Source organism: Ornithinimicrobium sp. CNJ-824 (genome assembly GCF_001942405.1).
In the GTDB taxonomy this organism is placed as follows: domain Bacteria; phylum Actinomycetota; class Actinomycetes; order Actinomycetales; family Dermatophilaceae; genus Ornithinicoccus; species Ornithinicoccus kibberensis.
The window spans coordinates 120,043-137,668 of the sequence record NZ_MKKA01000044.1 but is presented as its reverse complement, the minus strand read 5'-3'; the positions used below and the strand labels follow the sequence as shown (position 1 = coordinate 137,668).

Sequence of the window (17,626 nt, the reverse complement as noted above, 5' to 3'; positions counted from 1 at the left end):
GTGTCAGGACCTCCGCCGGTCCCGCTGCTCCCGCATGCGCTGCGCCTGAGTCAGGGCGCGCTTCGCTGCCATGTACCGCAGCAGCAGGAACAGGGGCAGTCCGAAGCCAAAGGCGAGGAAGAAGATCCAGAGGTTCTCCACCGGTCTCAGACCTCGTCGTCGAGGCGGCCGATGCTCGTGCCGTCGGCGTCGACGCGCATGAGCACCGGCTCGGTGGCAGAGCCGCCGCGCACGACGACGACCGTCTCGCCGCGATGCCGGTCGACGATCTCCTCCAGACCTGCTGAGCCGTCCCCCAGCTCTCCGTGACCGCTGTGGCAGGGGACGCCGAGGTCCTCGGCCAGGGTCTCGACCGGGCCGGTGTCGGGCACGTCGTCGGCGGCGTACACCGCCTGCACGCGCTCCCGGTAGAGCTCGGAGGCCAGCCACTTCACGTCGTTGAGCCCGAGCGGGGTGAGGAGGATGACGCGGGCCGCGCACTGGAGGTCGCTCATGGTCCCGACTGTATGCCGTTCGCGCCTGGCCAGGAAGGATGCGCCGGACCCACATCCGCACGACTGCCGCGTCCGTCCCGCTCACCGTAGGGTGTCCGTACTCCCACGACCCGTCCCGCGCCGGAGGTGCCCATGTCCGTCCTTGCCCAGCTCGCCGACGCCCTCAGGGAGGGCAGCGTCGAGGTCGTCGACCTCACCGCGCCCCTGTCCTCGCAGACCCCGCTCCTGGAGCTGCCGCCGCAGTTCGGGCAGACCGCGCAGTTCCAGCTCGAGGAGATCAGCCGCTACGACGACCGCGGCCCGGCGTGGTACTGGAACAACTTCCGCACCGGCGAGCACACCGGCACGCACTTCGACGCGCCCAACCACTGGGTGACCGGCAAGGACCTCGACGACGTCTCCGGCGTGCCGGTCGGCGTCTTCCTCCGGCCGGCCGCCGTCATCGACGTCGTCGACCGCGTCGAGGCCGACCCCGACTTCCTGCTCGAGCGCGAGCACGTCGAGGCGTGGGTCGAGGAGCACGGCCCCCTGCCGGCCGGGGGCTGGCTGCTCTGCCGCACCGGCTGGTCCAGCCGCACCACGCAGCAGGACATGATCAACAACACCGAGACCGGCCCGACCAGCCCCGGCATGTCGGTCGACTGCGCCCGCTGGGTCGCCGAGGAGACCGACCTCATCGGCATCGGGGTGGAGACCGTCGGGACCGACGCGGGCGCCGCCCACTCCTTCGACCCGGCGTTCCCGTGCCACGCGCTGCTGCTGGGCGCGGGCAAGTACGGCCTGGCCCAGCTGCAGAACCTCGACCGGCTGCCGGCGACCGGGGCGATGGTGATGGCCCCGCCGCTGAAGATCGTGGGCGGGTCGGGCTCCCCCGTGCGCGTGCTCGCCCTCGTCGAGCGCTAGGTCGGGCTCGTTCCATGCTCGTGCCAGAGGCGGTCGGGCGGGCCCTGGTCGCCTGCGGCATCGACCACGTCTTCGGCGTGGTGGGCTCGGGCAACTTCCACGTGACCAACGCGATGGTCGCCGCGGGCGCCCGGTATGTCGCGACGCGCCACGAGGGCGGGGGCGCCACCGCGGCCGATTCGTATGCCCGTGTCTCGGGTCGCCCTGCCGCGGTGAGCGTGCACCAGGGGTGCGGGTTCACCAACGCGATGACCGGTGTCGCCGAGGCGGCCAAGTCGCGCACGCCGCTGGTGGTGGTCGCGGCCGAGGTGATGGAACGGCGGTCCAACTTCTTCGTCGACCAGGAGGCGATGGCGCGGGCGGTGGGCGCGGTGCCGCACCGCGTGACCTCGGCCGAGGAGGCGGTCGCGCAGACCGTGGCCGCGGTGGCCGAGGCGGTGTACGGCCGCCGCACGGTCGTGCTCAACCTCCCGCTGCCGGTGCAGGAGCAGGAGGTGCGGGACGGCGCGCTCGACGGCGTCGGTCTGCCGCCCGCGCCACCTCCGGTCGAGCCGTCGGCGGAGGACGTGCAGCGGTTGGCCACCGCGCTGGCCGCGGCGCAACGGCCGGTCTTCGTCGCCGGGCGCGGCAGCCGGTCGGCGCAGGCGCGGGACGCCCTGCGGACGTTGGGCGAGAGGTCCGGCGCACTTCTGGCGACCTCGGCCGTCGCCAAGGGCCTCTTCTCCGTCGACCCGTGGCATCTCGATATCTCCGGGGGCTTCTCCTCGCCGCTGACGGCGGAGCTGGTGGGCGGCGCCGACCTCATCGTCGGGTGGGGGTGCGCCCTCAACATGTGGACGATGCGGCACGGCCGCCTCGTCGCCGACGGCGCGACCGTGGTGCAGGTCGACGACACCCCGGACGCGATCGGTGCGCACCGCGACCTCACCTTCGGCGTGGTCGGGGACGTGGCCCGTACGGCCGTGGCCGTGGACGAGGCGCTCGAGGCGACGCGCACGGCATACCGGACCCCCGAGGTGGGCGAGCGCCTTGCGGCGCAGCTGCGCTGGCGCGACGTGCCGTTCGACGACCGGGGCGGCGACGGGCGGATCGACCCACGCACCCTGACGATCGCCCTCGACGACCTGCTGCCCGCAGAGCGCGTCGTGGCGGTCGACTCGGGCAACTTCATGGGCTACCCCAGCATGTTCCTGTCGGTCCCGGACGAGGAGGGCTTCTGCTTCACGCAGGCCTTCCAGTCGGTGGGGCTCGGCCTGGCCACCGCGATCGGGGCCGCGCTCGCCCGGCCGGACCGGCTGCCGGTCGCGGCGCTCGGCGACGGCGGTGCGCTGATGGCCGCGGCCGAGCTGGAGACCGTGGTGCGCCTGGGCCTGCCGATGCTCGTCGTGGTCTACGACGACGAGGCGTACGGCGCGGAGGTGCACCACTTCGGACCGGGAGGACACGACCTGGGCACCGTGCAGTTCCCCCCGACCGACATCGCGGCGATCGGACGGGGCTACGGGATGGAGGCGGTCACCGTCACGTCGGTGGAGGACCTCGCGCCGGTGCGCGAGTGGGTAGCCGGTGGACCGACCGGCCCGATGCTCGTGCACGCCAAGGTCATCCGCGACGAGGCGTCCTGGTGGCTGGAGGAGGCGTTCCGCGGGCACTGACCGCGGAACGAGCGGCGGCATGGTGGTCCCGCAGCGCGGGTCGCCGGCGGTGTCCAGCGGTGGGCGGCTCGAGCTGCTCGACGACCGCGGGTCCTCGGTAACCGTCCAGCAGGGCCACTGCTTGACCGCGGACCAGCATCCTGGCCCCCGGGGGTGGCGTGAAGTGGACGGCCCACCGCACGTCGTCCCCGACGTTGAACCGCTCGTCACCCTTGGTCGGCCTGGTCCGGAAGGCGTAGACGGCACGGCGGAGGAAGGGCCAGGAGGCACACAGCGCCCGCGACCAGAACTTGCAGCGCTGAGGATCGAGGAAGATCTCGTCTCGCGGGTCCATGACAGGCCTGTCTCGGGTCAGGTGGATCAGCGTGGCTCCCTCGATGTCTTCTCGCTCGTCGCTCGTCACCTGTCGATACCCGACGTGGAGAGCAGTGAGGAGGACGGCACCCAGGACGATCAGCGTGCCGCTCACCGGGCGGCCGGTGAAGGCGACGACGACACCGACAGTGCAGGAGAGTGATTCGAGGGCGAGGACGCCCCAGCGCACGACGGGGCGGTCCTGCCACGCTCCTCCACTGCTCATGGCGCGACCGTAACGGCGTGCACCCACAGACCACTCTGTAGGCGCGGGCCAGCTGTGGACAACACCTTGAGCGCAAGTGCTACTGTGTAGCACATCCGTTGGAGGCGAGCATGACAGAACGCACGATCGGAATCCGCGAGCTGAAGCAGAACGCCTCCGCGGCGGTCGCTCGCGCAGCAGCGGGCGAGGCGCTGGTGGTGACCGACCACGGCCGGCCGGTCGCACGCCTGGTCCCCCTCGGCGGGAGCCGCACGTCCGAGCTCGTCACCGCCGGGCTCGCCCGCCCGCCCCGGCGGCTTCTGGCCGACCTTCCTCGACCGGACGGCGCTCCGGGCAGCGTGCTGTCGCAGGCCCTGGACCAGGACCGCGAGGACCAGCGCTACTGATGGCCTACTACCTCGACACGTCGGCCCTGGTGAAGCTGGTCGCCCTCGAGCCTGAGTCCGAGGCGCTCCGAGAGTGGGTAGAGACCCGGTCTGACCCGCTGGTGACCTCGGACCTTGCCCGGACTAGCTCTTCCGCGCGGTCCGGCGCGCGCGGCCGGAGTCCGCACCGCTGGCCCGCCAGGTCCTCGACACGCTGACGGTCCTGCAGCTCGGGACCGGCGTCTTCGAGGAGGCGGCCCGCCTCGAGCCGCCCGCACTGCGTTCGCTGGACGCGCTGCACCTGGCGGCCGCGCTCATCCTCGAGGAGGACCTGCTGGGCGTCGTGACCTACGACGACCGTCTCGCCGAGGCGACGCGGCTGCTCGGGTTCCCCGTCCTCGCACCGGGACGGTGACTCGCCGCCATACCCTGCCCTCCCCGGCTCACGTCGCCGACCACCTGCTGTCGGTGCGGTGGCGAGCCGCACCAGCCGGACTTCGTAGGCTGTGGTCCATGTCCGACGGGGTCCTCCAGCCGGCCGAGCGGCTGACGCTCGGCGCGCTGCGGTATGCCGTCAACGACGAGGCGGGCACCTACCTGGCGATCATGCGGCTGTTCACCGCCGGGATCAGCGGCTTCCTCTCCGACCAGTCGGCCGAGGAGATCACTGACCGGCTCCGCGAGCAGGGCCTCGAGCTCGACCGGGACACGGTCGACCAGCGCCTGTCCTACCTCGTCGAGCACGGCAACCTCGCCCGCAGCCCCCGGGAGACCGAGGCCCGCAGCGTCCGCGAGTACCTGCGCAACCGCTCCCGCTACCAGCTGACCCCCCGCGGCGAGCTCGTGCAGCGGCAGGTCGAGGAGCTGCTCACCCGGTCCGACGGCGCCCGCGAGGTCTCCAGCGAGATGCTGCCGGGCATGCTGGCCGGGCTCACGGGGCTCAACCGGCTGTGCGAGCAGGGGCTGGACCGTGCCGACCCGACCGACGTCGCCACCCAGGTCTCCACCCTCTTCGCGCAGTTCGAGGTGCTGGTCACCTCGACCCGCCAGTTCTACTCCTACCTGGCCCAGGTGCTGACCCGCTTCGACCTGGCGCGACGAGTTCGTCCTCTTCAAGAGCGCGCTCATCGACTACCTCCAGCGCTTCGTTGACGAGATCTCGCGGCACCTGCCGCAGATGGCCGACCAGCTGGTCGCCCTCGAGCCGCACGTGGTCCCGCTGTGCGACCGGGCCGCATCGGGCAGGCGCCTGGTCGCCCTCGACGGGAGCCAGGCGCAGCGGGCGCCCGGCCTGGACCCGGACGACTGGCGGAGCCTGCACGCGTGGTTCCTCGGCTCCCCCGGCCGCCGCGCCGACGCGGACAACGTCCGCCGGCTGGCCACCGACGCGCTGCGGGCGCTGCTCACCAACCTGCGGCGCATCGCCGCGGGCGCGGACCGCCACCAGAGCCGGTACGGCGACCTGGTGCGGCTGGCCGCGTGGTTCGACGAGTCCCCCGACGACCGGGCGCACGAGCTGTGGGCCGCGGCGTTCGGCCTCTACGGCGGCCGACACCTCTCCTTCGCCGCCGAGACCGAGGGGGACCCGGTCCCCTCGACCCGCAGCTGGTGGGACGCACCGGCCGCCGAGGTGCCGGTCGGCCTGCGGATGCGCGGCGACCGGCAGGCCGGCGGTCGGGCCGCGGCACGGGCCGACTACACCGCGGCCAAGCAGGCCCGGCTCGCCGAGCGCGCCGAGCAGGAGGCCCGTCTGCGCGCCGCCGCGGCCGAGCTGGCCGCGCACGCCGGTCCCCTCTCCGACCTGCGCGTCAGCGACGAGGCCCGCTCGGCCTTCCTGGACCTGTATGCCGCCGCGCTCACCCGGGCGGGCCGCCCGCTGGGGCCCACGGACACCGCACGGGCCGAGCTGCGCACGAGCGTCACCTCGCTGTCCCTGGACGTGCGCCGGGAGCCGGGCGCCGCCGTCCGGCTGCGCAGCCCCGCCGGGACGCTCGTGCTGCGTGACCTGGCGATCGAGCTCTCCACCGCCGAGCCGGCCGAGGCACAGGTCAGGAGGGCGGAGGCGTGACCCTGGACGAGCGGCCGGCTCCCCCCACCGACCCCTACGCGGAGGCCGAGCGCCGTCGGGCCGCCCGCGCGCTCGTGCGCACCCCGCTGCTGCACGCCGACGGGCACGCCGACGACCTCGCCCTGGTCCGGCGCCACCAGCGCGAGCTCGTGCCGATGTTCGCCGACGGCCTCGGCTACCGCCTCGTCGTGGAGCCGACCCTGGCCCGCCTGGTCAAGACCGGCCTGCACCCCGACGCCACCCGGGGGCTGCGCCGTCGCAACGGCACCCCCTTCACCCCCCCGGCGCTACGCGCTCCTGGCCCTGACCCTGGCCGCGCTGACCCGGGCCCGCCGTCAGGTCATGGTCGACGAGCTCGTGGCCGGCGTGCGGTCGGCCGCCGCCGACGCGGGCGTCGAGATCGACCTCGACGGGATCACCGACCGGCGCGCCCTGCACTCGGCGCTCACCGCCCTCGTCGACCTCGGCGTGCTCACCGAGCGCGACGGCGACCTCGAGCACTGGGCGGAACGGCATACCGAGTCCCTGCTCGACGTGCACCGCGACCGGCTCGCGGTCCTGGTGGCCGCGCCTCTGTCCACCTGCCGCACGCCCGAGGACGTCCTCACCGTCATGGAGGTGCCCTCCGCGGCCGGGGGCGCCCGGATCGCGGTCCGCCGTCACCTGCTGGAGCGCCCCGTCCTCTCGACCGAGGAGCTGAGCGAGGAGCAGGCCGGCTGGTGGCGACGCAACCGCGAGCGGGAGCGGGAGTGGTTCGCCCGCTGGTTCGGCCTGGAGCTGGAGATCCGTGCCGAGGGTGCACTGGCGCTGGACCGGGACGGGGAGCTGACCGACCTGACCTTCCCGGGAGCGGGGTCGGCCCGGCACTTCGCCCTCCTGCTCCTCGGCGAGCTGACCGAGGCGGCGCGGGGGCAGGACCACGACGGGGCGAGCGGCGCGTGGACGCCCGTCGCCACCTCCACGGCCAGGTCGGCCGCCGACCGCGTGTTCCGCACCTGGCGCCACGGCCTGCGCAAGGCCCACCAGGCCGACCCCGACGCGCTCTGGGCGGAGGCCCTGGGGATCCTCGCGGCGACCGGCCTGGTCCGGGACGAGGGTCCGACCCTGCTCGTCCACGCCGCCGCCGCCCGCTACGCACCCCGGCCCGAGCTCGTCACCACGGCCGGCCCGGCCGGCGAGCGGTCGCTCTTCGAGGAGGACGCATGACCCTTCCCCTGCCCGGCCGCCCCTCGGCCGCGGCCGGCGACACCGCCGCGTCCCGCTTCCGGCTGTCCCGCGCGGGCATCCTCAACGTCTGGCAGTACGACGAGCAGGTCTTCACCTTCGCCGACGGCCGGCTGCTGCTGCGCGGGGCCAACGGCGCCGGCAAGTCCAAGACGCTGGAGATGCTGCTGCCCTTCGCACTCGACGGCGACAAGGCCCGGCTCACCGCCTCGGCCAAGCACCACACGAGCCTGCTGTGGCTGATGACCGACGGCGTCGAGGCCGGCAACCGGGTGGGCTACGTCTGGGTCGAGTTCACCCGCACCACCCCCGACGGCGACGAGGAGCACCTCACCTGCGGCGTCGGCATCCGCGCCTCCTCCAGCGCTCGGTCCGCGACCGCGTGGCACTTCGCCACCGACCAGCGCCTCGGGGACGACTTCCTGCTCGAGGACGCCGCGGGCCCGCTCCCCCACGCCCGGCTGCGCGAGGTGCTGGGTGCCGACCACGTCTTCGACCGCGCAGCCGACTACAAGGCCCACGTCGGGAGGGTCCTCTTCGGCCTCGACCCGAGAAGCTACGACGAGGTGCTGCGCCTGCTCTACTGGCTGCGCCAGCCGCAGGTCGGGGAGGACATCGAGCCCGCCCGGCTCACCCAGCAGCTGTCCCAGGCGCTGCCCCAGCTGGACGAGCAGTCGGTCCGTGCGGCCGCCGACACCTTCGACGAGCTCACCGCCTTCGGCGAGCAGATCGACCGTCGCGCCGCCGCGGCCGCGGCGCTCACCGCGCTCGCGGAGGCGTACGCCGACTACGCCCGGGCCGTCCTCGCCGCCCGGAGCCGGTCCGTCGTCTCCGTGGTCCAGGAGGAGTCGCGGCTGCGGACCGCGGTCCAGCGGGCGGAGGAGACGCTGGCGGGGGTCGAGGAGCGTCAGCAGGAGGCCCGCGCGACGCTCACCGCCGCGGAGGCCGGGGTGGCCGCCGACGAGGCGCGGCTGGCGACGCTGAGGGACAGCCCGGAGTTCCGCGACCAGCGGCGGCTCGGCGAGCTCGCCCAGCAGGCACGGCGTGACGCCGACCTCGCCCGGGACGCCGACGCGCGCGCCGAGCGTGCCCGCGGCGCGTCGGGGCGAACCGCGGGCGCGCTGGAGCGGGCCCGCGACGAGCTCGGGGCGACGCTCGACCAGCTGTCCGCCGCGGTGCGGACCACCGCCGACGGGCTGCGGCGCACCGTGCACGACGTCTCCCTCACGACCACCCTCACCGCGCAGTCGCTCACCGACGAGCCCGGGACCGCCGCCGACGTGGTCGCCGGGGGCCCGGTCGCCGCGGGCCTGGACCAGCTCGCCGACGCGCTCTCCGACGCCACCTCGGCGGTCACCCGACGGCGGGCCGGCGTGGGCGTCGTGCGTGGGGCGGCCGAGACTCTCGCCGACGCCGAGGTCCGCCAGTCGGGGGCCGAGCGGGAGGCGGAGCAGGCGGAGGCCCGCTGGGAGGAGGCCCGGGCCCTGCGGACGGAGGCCGAGGTCGAGGCCGACCGGCAGGTCGACCTGCTGCTCGAGGCCCTCGCCGGCTGGGCGGCGACGGAGGGCACGCCGGAGGTGGCCCTGCCGGCCGAGCTCGACCCCGCCCGTCGGGCGGCGACCTCGGCCGGCTCGCGGCCGGAGCCGCCGGACCACGGCTCGCCGAGCTGCGCGAGACGGGCGCGCGCGCCGGGGCCGCCGCCCGGACCGCCCAGGAGCAGCTCGGGCTGCTGCACACCCAACGCGCGACCGTCGAGTCCGAGCGCGACCCGGCACCCCCACCGCCTCCCCTCCCCCGCGCCGCCCGGCCGGACGGGTCGGCCCTGTGGCAGGTCGTCGACTTCGCCGACCACCTCTCGCGGGAGGAACGTGCCGGCCTGGAGGCGGCGCTGCAGGCCTCGGGGCTGCTCGACGCCTGGGTCCGACCCGGCGGACGGCTGCTGGACGCGGGGCTGCGCGACATCGTGCTGGTCGCGGGTCCGCCGGTCTCGCCGTCCCTGGCGCAGGCCCTCGTCGTCGACCTGCCCGAGGGCAGCGACGTCGCCGAGTCCGACGTCGCGGCGGTGCTGGGCGGCATCGGGCTGGGCAGCGACGGTCCGGGTCCTCGCATCGGCACGGACGGCTCCTGGCGCCTCGGGCCGGCCCACGGCCACGCCGGCAAGGACCTGGCGCAGTACGTCGGCGCCACCGCCCGGGCCGCGGAGCGCGCCCGGAGACTGGCCGCCCTGGACGCCGAGATCGCCGCGCAGCAGCAGCAGCTGGAGCGCAGCGAGCGGGAGCGGGCCGAGGCCGGTGCCGGCGTCACCGCCCTGGAGGCGTGGGTGGCCGCGGTGCCCAGCGGGCGGGACCTGCTCTCCGCCTGGCAGCGCGCCGAGCTGCTGCTGGAGACCGAGCAGCGCGAGGAGGGCCACAACCAGCGGGCGCAGTCGGCCGCCCAGGCCGCGCGGGCAGAGACCGCCCGCCTCGCCGAGGAGCTGCGGCGCATCGCCACGGAGCACGACCTGCCGCCCGAGCGCACCGCCCTCGACGCGGTCGAGGAGGCGCTGCGAGCCCTGGCCGTGGACCTGCGCGACCTCGACCGCCAGGTCCCGCACGTCCGGGGGCTGCTGGCCACCTGGTCCCGCGCCGCCGACGACCACGCCCTCTCCGTGCAGACCCAGGAGGCCGACGAGGCGGCGGCCGACCAGGCACGCCGGCGGGCGGACGTCGCCGCCGCCGCGCACGAGGAGCTGCGCTCCAGCGTCGGCGACTCCGTCGCCGAGCTCGACCGCCGGATCACGGCCACCCGGACGACCCTCGAGGAGCACCGCCGCACGGTCGTCGCCTCCCGCCGGTCGCTCGAGGACCTGCTGGTGGAGCTCGGTCAGGGTCGCACCGGCGTCGACGCGGCCCGGCAGCGCCTCGCCGACCACGCCGACACCCGCGCAGCCACCCTCGCCGCCCTCGTCGAGGCGCTGCGGGTGGACGGGCTGGCCGAGGCGGCCGAGGTAGCCCCGGAGTCCACCGACGCGCTGCTGGCCCTCGCCGCGCTGGACCCCACGGCGCCCGTCCCCCGCGCCTCCGTGACCGCCGCCCGCGCCCTCACCGGGCTCAGCGAGGCCGAGGTGCCCTCCGTGACCACCCGCCTCTACGAACGGCACGGCAGCGCCACCAGCGGGCCCGCGGCCGAGCACCAGCCGCGCTGGCGACCCTGGGCGAGCTGCATACCGTCTCCGGCCGCGACGAGGCGGGCGAGGCCGCGGTGACGGCCCTGGCCCGTCGGGTGGCGGCGGGGGTGGAGCGCGACCGGGAGCTGCTGACGAGGCGGGAGCGCCAGCAGTTCGAGCGGCACGTCCTCGGCGAGCTCGGCGAGACCCTGCGGCGCTGCCGGCGCGACGCCCAGGAGCTGGTCGAGGCGATGAACGCCCAGCTCGGGCACGTGACCACGTCCCAGGGCATCCGGGTACGGCTGGACTGGAAGCTGCGCGACGACGTCGCCGCCGAGGCGCGCGAGGCCGTCGACCTGCTCACCCAGCCGGTCGGCGCGCTGCTGCCCGAGGAGCGGGCCAAGCTCCACGACGCGCTGCACCGCCTCATCGAGGCCTCCCGCGCCGAGCACCCCGAGCTGTCCTACTCCGAGCACCTGGCCGCCGCGCTGGACTACCGCACGTGGTTCGCTTTCACGATCCGCTACACCCGCCCCGAGGCCCTGGGCCGGTGGGAGCGGCTGCACCGCCGCTCGCCGCTGTCCCAGGGCGAGCAGAAGGTCCTCTGCTACCTCCCCCTCTTCGCCGCCGCGGCCGCGCACTTCACCTCGCTCGCCGGCGCGGCGCCGCACGCCCCACGCCTCGTGCTGCTCGACGACGCCTTCCCCAAGATCGACGTGCGCACCCACCCGCTGCTCTTCGGTCTGCTCGTCCAGCTCGACCTCGACTTCGTCATCACCAGCGAACGGCTGTGGGGCGACCACCCGACCGTGCCGTCGTTGGCGATCTACGAGGCGCTGCGCGACCCGGCGCAGCGCGGCATCGCCCAGTACGAGTACCGCTGGGACGGCCGCACGCTGGAGAGCGTGGGGTGAGCAACCTGCCGTCCTGGGTCGATGACCCTGCGCTGCAAACCGTCTGGGAGCGCCTCCGCGCCCGCCTCGAGCGCAACGGGCTCGCACCGCGCGGGTATGTCGTGCTCCGCCCGGGCACGCGCACGCAGCGGCAGGCCCTGGCCGCCCTGCTCGGCCGCCCCACGGTGCGGGACCGGCAGCGGGTGGATCTGGCCGAGCTGGACGCCCGGCTGCGCCAGCGGTCCGGAGCGGGCGGTCTGCTCGAGGTGGTGGCCCGGGTGACCGGGAGCCCGCTGGTGGACCGCCCGGCCTCCCGGGCGGAGCGGGACGCCGCCCGGGAGGCGCCCCTGGCCCTGGCCCTGGAGCTGGTCCGCCAGCCCTGGTCGGCGGACTGGGTGGCCGGCCTGCGTCGGACCGGCCTGCTCACCTCCCGCCCCGACGCCGAGCAGGTGGTGCGCGACGCCGCGACGGTGCTCGGTGCGCTGCCCGCGCGGGGTGCGGCACGGCATACCGTGTCCCGGGTCGAGCTGGGCGCCCGGCTGCTCGGCGACGCCCACGCCCTCGACCGGGACACCCTCGTGCACCACGTGGTCCTGCGCGGCCTGGCCGCGGCGGCGGGGGTGCCGGTGCGACGTCGGCCCGGGAGCGGGAGGGCCTGTGGGCGGGGGTGGGGGTCGCGCCGGACCTGGTCTCGCGCACCTGCCTCGTGCTGGGGCTGCGGCTCGAGGGGGACGGCCCGCTGGCCCGTCGCTGACGGACGCCGCCGGGGCGGGCGACCCCGTCCACCTGAGCGCGTGGGACCTGCGTCGCGCCGAGGGCCTGCAGCCGGTCGTCGACGCGCCGGTCCTGGTCTGCGAGAACCCGAGGGTCCTCGAGGCGGTGGCCGAGCGCCGGGTGGAGGGCTGGGTGGTCGTGTGCACCGCGGGCGAGCCCAACCTGGTCGTGGACGAGGTGCTCGGGCTGCTGGCCGCGGCGGGCGGCGACCTGCGCTACCACGGCGACTTCGACTGGCCCGGGCTCGCCCTGGCCGAACGGGCGGTCGGACGGCACGGGGTGCGCCCGTGGCTGATGGGCGTGCCGGACTACCTGGCCGGCGTGGCCGTCGGCGGCCCGCAGCTCGTCGGCACCCCGGTGGAGCCGTCGTGGGACCCGAGCTGGGGGCCACGATGCGGCACCACGGACACGCCGTGCACGAGGAGACCGTGCTGCCCCGGCTGTTGGACGCCATGGGCGGCGGGCGGTAGACCTCAGCGAGCTGTAGGCCCGAGCTCCGGGGGCCCGTTCTGTGCCCAAGGTGTATCGTTGGTGTATGTCGCGCACCAACATCGACATCGATGACGAGCTGGTCGCCACGGTGATGCGCCGTTACGGCCTGCGTACCAAGAAGCAAGCTGTCGATCTCGCGCTGCGACGGCTCGCGGGACCGGTGCCCACGCGCGAGGACCTCCTCGCCCTTGAGGGCTCCGGCTGGGACGGCGACCTTGAGGAGCTGCGCTCGGACCCGGTGGCAAAGGTGTGAGCCTCGTCCTGGTCGACACCTCGGTCTGGATCGAGTACCTGCGCGGCACCGGCAGCCGCGCGCACCTGTTCGTCAGGGAGCAGGTCGGAGCCGGGCTCGCGACGACGAAGCCCATCCTCATGGAGCTGCTCGCCGGCGCTGCCAGCGGCGCCCAGACGTCAGCGGCGGAAAGGCTGATGCTGGGGCAGCACTGGTTGCAGGTCGAGCCCGCCCTGGACTACCGAGCCGCTGCCGACATCTTTCAGGCGGCCAGGGCGTCCGGGCACCAGCCCCGGTCGCTCCAGGACTGTCTGATCGCCGCTATCGCGGTCCGGACCCAGACACCCGTGGCCCACCGTGACACGGACTACGCGCGCATCGCAGCAGTCACCGGCCTGGAGGTCCTCGACCTTCGGTGACCGGTCTGCCGAGCGTACGGGAGCGGTCGCTCCAGCGGTGGTCGACGTCGTCGACCGGGTCGTGGCCGACCCCGACGTCCTGCGTGCACGCGAGCGGGCCGTCGGGCGGCCCGGGGTGCCCGTGGCTGATGGAGGGCGGCAGCGTCCTTACCCCGTCAGGGGGTTGACGACCCGGAGGTCGGGGAACCACGAAAAGTCGCGGTCTGCGGACCACAGGACGTCCACACCGTGACCCAGACAGATCGCCGCGATCCGCGCGTCGTGGACCTTGGGACCGGCCAGGCCCGGCGTGGCGATGAGACCCCTCAGGATCCGAAGGTGGTCGGACGTCTCCGACAGCAGCTGGACGGTCCTCACGTCGACGAGGGCCTGGACGGCCTCGACAGCGAGCGCCGGGGCCGTCGGTGGTCGGTAGATCCTCGGGTGCGTCACCACCGCGAGGAACTCGTGAAGACACGGCCACGGGACCGCCCAGGGGCGAGGACCGGTGGCAAGCTGGTGCAGGATCTCCGATGCCCGTTCGTGGTGCGGGCTGTCAGTGCGGTGCGCGTAGACGAGCAGGTTGGTGTCGACCGCGATCACGACGGCAACCCGTAGGAGCGGGCCACCGCGTCCTCGGGAGCCAGCTCTGCGACGAGTCCGTCGCCGCCGGCCGTCGGGAAGTGGAAGTCGACCTGGGCCGCGTCTTGCGCCGGGACACCTCCGCCCGCAAGCCAGCCACGACCAACTCGCGAAGGGTGGCACCCGAGCGCCGGGCTGCGGCCTTGGCCTCCTCCGCCAGGGCGTCAGGGATGTCGATGGTGGTCTTCATACGGGCAACAATACTCTTGGACCCGTACTCCCGTATCCTTTCCAGGCCCCGTGCCCCGTCGCTTCCGCGATCCTCGACGGAACACGCGCGCACCGACGCGCCCGGCTGGGGGCTGAGGCCGAGGCTCTGCGCCACGATCCTGAGAATGTCGCCGCCTCGCGCCAGCTGGCAGCAGTGATGGACGAGGCGCGTGCGTGGTGAGCTCTGCGCCTGCGGGCACCAAGAACGCAAGAGTGAAAAGGCGCGTGATGGTCGAGCAGCTGTCCGTCATCGATCCCGAGGACCGTCTGGGCGAGTCCGCGGGCCGGCTGGAGTCTGCGGAGATGCGTGCCGTTGACGAGGCGATGCTGACCGTGCTGGGCCTTGACTAAGCCGACCACACATCCAGGGCGAACCGACATCGTCCTGGCGCGAGATCACGACTCCGGGCGTCCCTCCCGGACCCGCTTCATCTCCTCGGCGAGATCGGCGTTGTGCTTCTCGACATGGTCGATGACGTTGTCGACGACTTCCGGCGCCTTGTTCTGGCTGAGCTTGGCGCGGGCGTCGAACCGGTCGACCCGCATCCGGAAGCTCACCGCCCCCTTGGCCTCCCGCCGGGTGGCCGCCTCGTCCTCGGCGAGCGAGCGACCGCCGGGCCGGTCGTGCTCGAAGTGGTCGGTCAGGAGAGAGAGCGCCGCGTAGTTCTCCTCCTCGTCGAGGATCTCGGGCGTCCCGTAGAGGTGCGCCGTCACGTGGTTCCACGTCGGCACGAGCTCGCCGGGGGCGTACCAGCTGGGCGAGACGTAGTCGTGCGGCCCCTGGACGATGACCAGGATCTCGTGCCGCCCCAGCTCGTGCAGCCGGTCGTCCGGACGCCCGAAGTGGCTGAGGATGGTGATGTCCGGGCCATCGGCGCTCTCGTCGAGGATGACCGGGTAGTGCGACGCGACCAGCCCGGTGCTGGCCGGCGACACGATCGTGGCCCACGGGTGGTTCCGGATCAGCCGGCGGACCTCGTCGGGGTCCGTCATCAGAAAGTGCGGGGTATGCCGCATCTCGCCTCCGTCGTCCTGTCACCCGGGTCCGTCCTGGGTTCAGCCATTCTCCTTGGTGCAGACGCGCAAGGCGCCCCAGCGCGGCCCGGTTTACCGCGACCGAAGCTCAGGTCGAGGAGCTCAGCCAGCGGTCGGCTCGCCGGGTGTTCCGGAACTTCGCATAGATGGAAGATGTCTCTCAGTTAAGCGAAATCCGATGCACCCAGGAGCGCATCACGTGCTGCTACGCATCGCCCGAGCGCTTCTCCTCGATCCTCTTCGCCCTTCGCAGGACCCGCTCGTCTCGCCGCTCCTCGACCGCCCGACCGAACAACCGGGCACGGCCAGCCACACCTGTGCCGGCGGTGGTCACGACCGTGGAGGCTTCGTCCAGAAGCCCTCGGGCCGCCCTGGCCCAAGGGGTCAGGTCGACCGGCCCCGAGCCGCCGAGCTCCAGACCGGCGTGCTGCGCGAAGGCGGAGATGCTGTCGGCGATGGAGTTGGCCTGTCGAGCGACCTTCGGCGCCGAGATCGGGTTGGCAACCTTCGCGGCGTTGGACAGCGTGGACGATGCGGTGACCGAGTCCACGATGGCTTCCAGACCGGCCACGATGCGGCGGACCCGATCTGACCTCGCCACCGTGATTCCTTCGCGGTGGGCGTCCAGCTGCTGCTCGTCCTCGTCAGCGACCCGGGCCAGCTCGAGCACGTACTGCCTGTCCTGCAGGGCGATCGTCCGGGCCAGCACACCCAGCCAGAACTGGACGTCGTCGCTGACCTGGGTGAGCACCTTCGCGGCCTTGTCCGCGTCTCCGGCCGCGGCCTTGACGTCCTCGCTGAGGGCGTGCAGCTGTTCGATCGATTCGGCCTGCATGGTCTGCAGGGCAAGGGACGTGCCCTGCACCTTGGACCACGTGGTGCTCGAGACGGTCCCGGTCGACGCGTAGATGGAGGCCGCTTCGTCGATCGCGAGCGAGACACCACCGATCTGCCCGAGGGTCTCGGTCTTGCGTTGCTTGAGCAGTTGGTCCAGCTTGCGGTCGATCTCCTCGAGGTAGGCGGTGATGTCGTCCAACGCCGACTCGATGGCGTACTGGGTCGCCATCGCACCCAGAACCGCGGGGGCCGCCGGCGTGAGGGCGCCGACCTTGGTGATGTTCTCGAAGTTGACATGCTGGGCGATGTCACCGCCCTTGTTCCGGATCACGCCCGACGTGAGCTTGTCAACGCCACCCAGCGTGGCCTCGGCAGTTGCGGCCGACTCACTCGTGAGCTTGACCCATCGTCCGCTCTCGGCGACGAGCTGCCCACCAGCTGTTCCCGCATAGCCGATTACCCTCGCCAGGTGTTTGGCCGACAGCGGCCTAGAAGCCAGGCCAGCATCGTCGTCGAGTAGTTCCAGCGCTGCCTCGCTGCCGAAGACGAGCACACCGTCCTCGGCCTCGTAGACCGCGACCGTTTCCCCTGCCTCTGTCATGCCGTGATCGTAGTCCTCGCCCACGACACCCCCTGGGAGAGTGTCCGTTCAGGCCTCACTGCGACAGCGGGGTCCGTCCTGATAGACAGAGACCATGGCGTACATGGGCAGGCTCTCCTTCGGCCGTCTGACCCAGGCGTGGGCGGGCGAGGCGTCCGACTTCACGCCGCTCCTGGTGGATCGACTGGACCAGCTCGGTGAGGCGCTGGACCTCGGGCTCGTAGCGGCGGGACGGTCAGAGGTGACGACGACCGGTGGTCGCCGGATCGACATCGTGGCCCAAGGGTCAGACGGCAGCGAGTTTGTCATCGAGAACCAGTACGGCCGTGCGGATCACGACCACCTCACGCGAGGGCTCGCCTATGCCGTCGCCCGAGACGCTCGTGGCTGGTGCTCGTTGCGGAGGAACACCGCGACGAGTTCCGCGCCGTCGCGCAGTATCTCAACGACATGAGGGAACTGGATCCTGCGCGAGGGATCGCCGTGTGGCTGGTGGAGGCTCGCGCAGTGCGGGTCGACGACGGGCCTTGGGCGCCGCTCTTCACCGCCGTCGTCCAGCCGAACCAGTTCACTGCGACCGTCGAGCGAGCCAAGCAGGACGAGCGGCCCGCCACACTGGCGCAGTTCTGGGAGCAGTTCGACTCGGACGAGACCGCGACAGCCGTTCGCACGATGCTCGACCGGTGGGGCGCTGCCGGCTACCGACGGCGGCTCGGCCCGAGCCATGTGGTCCTTGAGGCTGGCGGACCCGCCGTGAGCGGCATCCGCACGGTTGTGGCCCTCTACACGGATGGCCGTGTGATGGTGCCGTTCGGTTCGTACGCTGGGCAGAACAGCGGCGTGCCTGTCACTGCACTCACGACGGCCGAGTTCCGCGCCCAGGCGGACGCGCTCTTCGGCTTCGGCGGCACGGAACGACAGGCTCGCACCGAGCCTGGATGGCTGACTCCAGAGAGGATCGAGCCGCTCTGGGCCTTCTGCACCACGGTTGCGGAAGCGTATGCAGCCGCTCTCACCGCGCAGGGTGCCCAGACCGTCGCCCAGGCTCCGGCGACGGCCGGTCCCTGACGGCCCAACC

General features: G+C 73.4%; 22 protein-coding genes and 2 pseudogenes. 18 read left to right on the top strand and 6 right to left on the bottom strand.

What is annotated here, in order from left to right; translation table 11 throughout:
* Positions 1–3: 3 nt before the first annotated feature.
* Both BJF81_RS18090 and BJF81_RS12490 read right to left on the bottom strand, forming a co-directional pair.
* Positions 4–141: a hypothetical protein gene (locus tag BJF81_RS18090; RefSeq protein ID WP_158068681.1), complete on the bottom strand. Its 138-nt coding sequence runs from the start codon at positions 139–141 to the stop codon at positions 4–6.
* A gap of 5 nt (positions 142–146) precedes the next feature.
* Complete coding sequence (locus tag BJF81_RS12490) at positions 147–494, bottom strand: hypothetical protein (protein WP_075958613.1); 348 nt, start codon at positions 492–494, stop codon at positions 147–149.
* A gap of 132 nt (positions 495–626) precedes the next feature.
* On the opposite strand from BJF81_RS12490, the gene BJF81_RS12485 reads away from it, so the two are divergent.
* The 9 genes and pseudogenes from BJF81_RS12485 (at position 627) to BJF81_RS12445 (ending at position 7,271) form a co-directional block, all read left to right on the top strand.
* Complete coding sequence (locus tag BJF81_RS12485) at positions 627–1,397, top strand: cyclase family protein (protein ID WP_075958612.1); 771 nt, start codon at positions 627–629, stop codon at positions 1,395–1,397.
* 14 nt (positions 1,398–1,411) lie between these two features.
* Entirely contained in the window at positions 1,412–3,052 is a 1,641-nt protein-coding gene (locus tag BJF81_RS12480; protein WP_075958611.1) for a thiamine pyrophosphate-binding protein, read from the top strand.
* Between the two features lie 19 nt (positions 3,053–3,071).
* Positions 3,072–3,569: a hypothetical protein gene (locus BJF81_RS17625; protein WP_143780837.1), complete on the top strand. Its 498-nt coding sequence runs from the start codon at positions 3,072–3,074 to the stop codon at positions 3,567–3,569.
* 173 nt (positions 3,570–3,742) lie between these two features.
* On the top strand, positions 3,743–4,018 hold the full coding sequence (locus BJF81_RS12470) for a type II toxin-antitoxin system Phd/YefM family antitoxin (protein WP_075958609.1): 276 nt from the start codon (positions 3,743–3,745) through the stop codon (positions 4,016–4,018).
* 169 nt (positions 4,019–4,187) lie between these two features.
* Positions 4,188–4,412, top strand: a complete 225-nt coding sequence (locus BJF81_RS19835) for a PIN domain-containing protein (RefSeq protein WP_342447143.1) — start codon at positions 4,188–4,190, stop codon at positions 4,410–4,412.
* Between the two features lie 98 nt (positions 4,413–4,510).
* A complete protein-coding gene (locus BJF81_RS20385; protein ID WP_075958608.1) occupies positions 4,511–5,149 on the top strand; it encodes a DUF2397 family protein in 639 nt (212 codons plus the stop codon).
* Positions 5,124–6,065 (top strand): DUF2397 family protein, encoded by a 942-nt coding sequence (locus BJF81_RS20380; protein WP_083664196.1) that lies wholly within the window; start codon positions 5,124–5,126, stop codon positions 6,063–6,065. Before BJF81_RS20385 ends, BJF81_RS20380 begins: the two co-directional genes overlap by 26 nt.
* A pseudogene (locus tag BJF81_RS21600) lies at positions 6,062–6,334 on the top strand (DUF2398 family protein); the annotation flags it as partial. The gene BJF81_RS20380 and the pseudogene BJF81_RS21600, both read left to right, overlap by 4 nt.
* Before the next feature lie 73 nt (positions 6,335–6,407).
* The gene (locus BJF81_RS12445) at positions 6,408–7,271 is read left to right on the top strand and encodes a DUF2398 family protein (protein WP_075958606.1); all 864 of its coding nucleotides are present in this window, start codon (positions 6,408–6,410) and stop codon (positions 7,269–7,271) included.
* Here BJF81_RS12445 and BJF81_RS12440 read toward each other — a convergent pair.
* The gene (locus BJF81_RS12440; protein WP_143780836.1) at positions 7,196–8,503 is read right to left on the bottom strand and encodes a hypothetical protein; all 1,308 of its coding nucleotides are present in this window, start codon (positions 8,501–8,503) and stop codon (positions 7,196–7,198) included. The two genes, BJF81_RS12445 and BJF81_RS12440, sit on opposite strands and share 76 nt — an antisense overlap.
* A gap of 749 nt (positions 8,504–9,252) precedes the next feature.
* Between BJF81_RS12440 and BJF81_RS12435 the strand changes: the two genes are divergently transcribed.
* The 6 genes and pseudogenes from BJF81_RS12435 to vapC all read left to right on the top strand — a co-directional run bounded on the left by BJF81_RS12435 (position 9,253) and on the right by vapC (position 13,244).
* Complete coding sequence (locus BJF81_RS12435) at positions 9,253–10,533, top strand: hypothetical protein (RefSeq protein WP_075958604.1); 1,281 nt, start codon at positions 9,253–9,255, stop codon at positions 10,531–10,533.
* The gene (locus BJF81_RS12430) at positions 10,530–11,348 is read left to right on the top strand and encodes an SbcC/MukB-like Walker B domain-containing protein (protein WP_075958603.1); all 819 of its coding nucleotides are present in this window, start codon (positions 10,530–10,532) and stop codon (positions 11,346–11,348) included. Before BJF81_RS12435 ends, BJF81_RS12430 begins: the two co-directional genes overlap by 4 nt.
* Positions 11,345–11,905 (top strand): annotated as a pseudogene (locus BJF81_RS21595) (TIGR02679 domain-containing protein); the annotation flags it as partial. The gene BJF81_RS12430 and the pseudogene BJF81_RS21595, both read left to right, overlap by 4 nt.
* Positions 11,805–12,665 carry a DUF2399 domain-containing protein gene (locus BJF81_RS12420; RefSeq protein WP_342447142.1) on the top strand — a complete coding sequence of 287 codons (861 nt, stop codon included), beginning with the start codon at positions 11,805–11,807 and terminating at the stop codon, positions 12,663–12,665. The pseudogene BJF81_RS21595 and the gene BJF81_RS12420, both read left to right, overlap by 101 nt.
* The gene (locus BJF81_RS12415) at positions 12,637–12,846 is read left to right on the top strand and encodes a type II toxin-antitoxin system VapB family antitoxin (RefSeq protein WP_083664194.1); all 210 of its coding nucleotides are present in this window, start codon (positions 12,637–12,639) and stop codon (positions 12,844–12,846) included. The genes BJF81_RS12420 and BJF81_RS12415 overlap by 29 nt, the downstream gene beginning before the upstream one ends.
* A complete protein-coding gene (vapC, locus tag BJF81_RS12410; RefSeq protein WP_075958600.1) occupies positions 12,843–13,244 on the top strand; it encodes a type II toxin-antitoxin system VapC family toxin in 402 nt (133 codons plus the stop codon). The genes BJF81_RS12415 and vapC overlap by 4 nt, the downstream gene beginning before the upstream one ends.
* Before the next feature lie 147 nt (positions 13,245–13,391).
* On the opposite strand, the gene BJF81_RS12405 is transcribed toward vapC, so the two are convergent.
* Entirely contained in the window at positions 13,392–13,826 is a 435-nt protein-coding gene (locus BJF81_RS12405) for a type II toxin-antitoxin system VapC family toxin (protein ID WP_075958599.1), read from the bottom strand.
* Between the two features lie 423 nt (positions 13,827–14,249).
* Between BJF81_RS12405 and BJF81_RS12400 the strand changes: the two genes are divergently transcribed.
* Positions 14,250–14,426, top strand: a complete 177-nt coding sequence (locus BJF81_RS12400; RefSeq protein WP_342447141.1) for a type II toxin-antitoxin system PemK/MazF family toxin — start codon at positions 14,250–14,252, stop codon at positions 14,424–14,426.
* 45 nt (positions 14,427–14,471) lie between these two features.
* On the opposite strand, the gene BJF81_RS12395 is transcribed toward BJF81_RS12400, so the two are convergent.
* Positions 14,472–15,092, bottom strand: a complete 621-nt coding sequence (locus BJF81_RS12395) for an FMN-binding negative transcriptional regulator (RefSeq protein ID WP_075958598.1) — start codon at positions 15,090–15,092, stop codon at positions 14,472–14,474.
* 223 nt (positions 15,093–15,315) lie between these two features.
* Positions 15,316–16,572: a hypothetical protein gene (locus BJF81_RS12390; RefSeq protein WP_075958597.1), complete on the bottom strand. Its 1,257-nt coding sequence runs from the start codon at positions 16,570–16,572 to the stop codon at positions 15,316–15,318.
* A 70-nt stretch (positions 16,573–16,642) separates the two neighbouring features.
* Here BJF81_RS12390 and BJF81_RS12385 point away from each other — a divergent pair, with 70 nt between their 5' ends.
* Positions 16,643–17,002 carry a hypothetical protein gene (locus BJF81_RS12385; protein ID WP_075958596.1) on the top strand — a complete coding sequence of 120 codons (360 nt, stop codon included), beginning with the start codon at positions 16,643–16,645 and terminating at the stop codon, positions 17,000–17,002.
* The gene (locus BJF81_RS12380) at positions 16,939–17,616 is read left to right on the top strand and encodes a hypothetical protein (protein ID WP_134773016.1); all 678 of its coding nucleotides are present in this window, start codon (positions 16,939–16,941) and stop codon (positions 17,614–17,616) included. Before BJF81_RS12385 ends, BJF81_RS12380 begins: the two co-directional genes overlap by 64 nt.
* Positions 17,617–17,626: the final 10 nt, after the last annotated feature.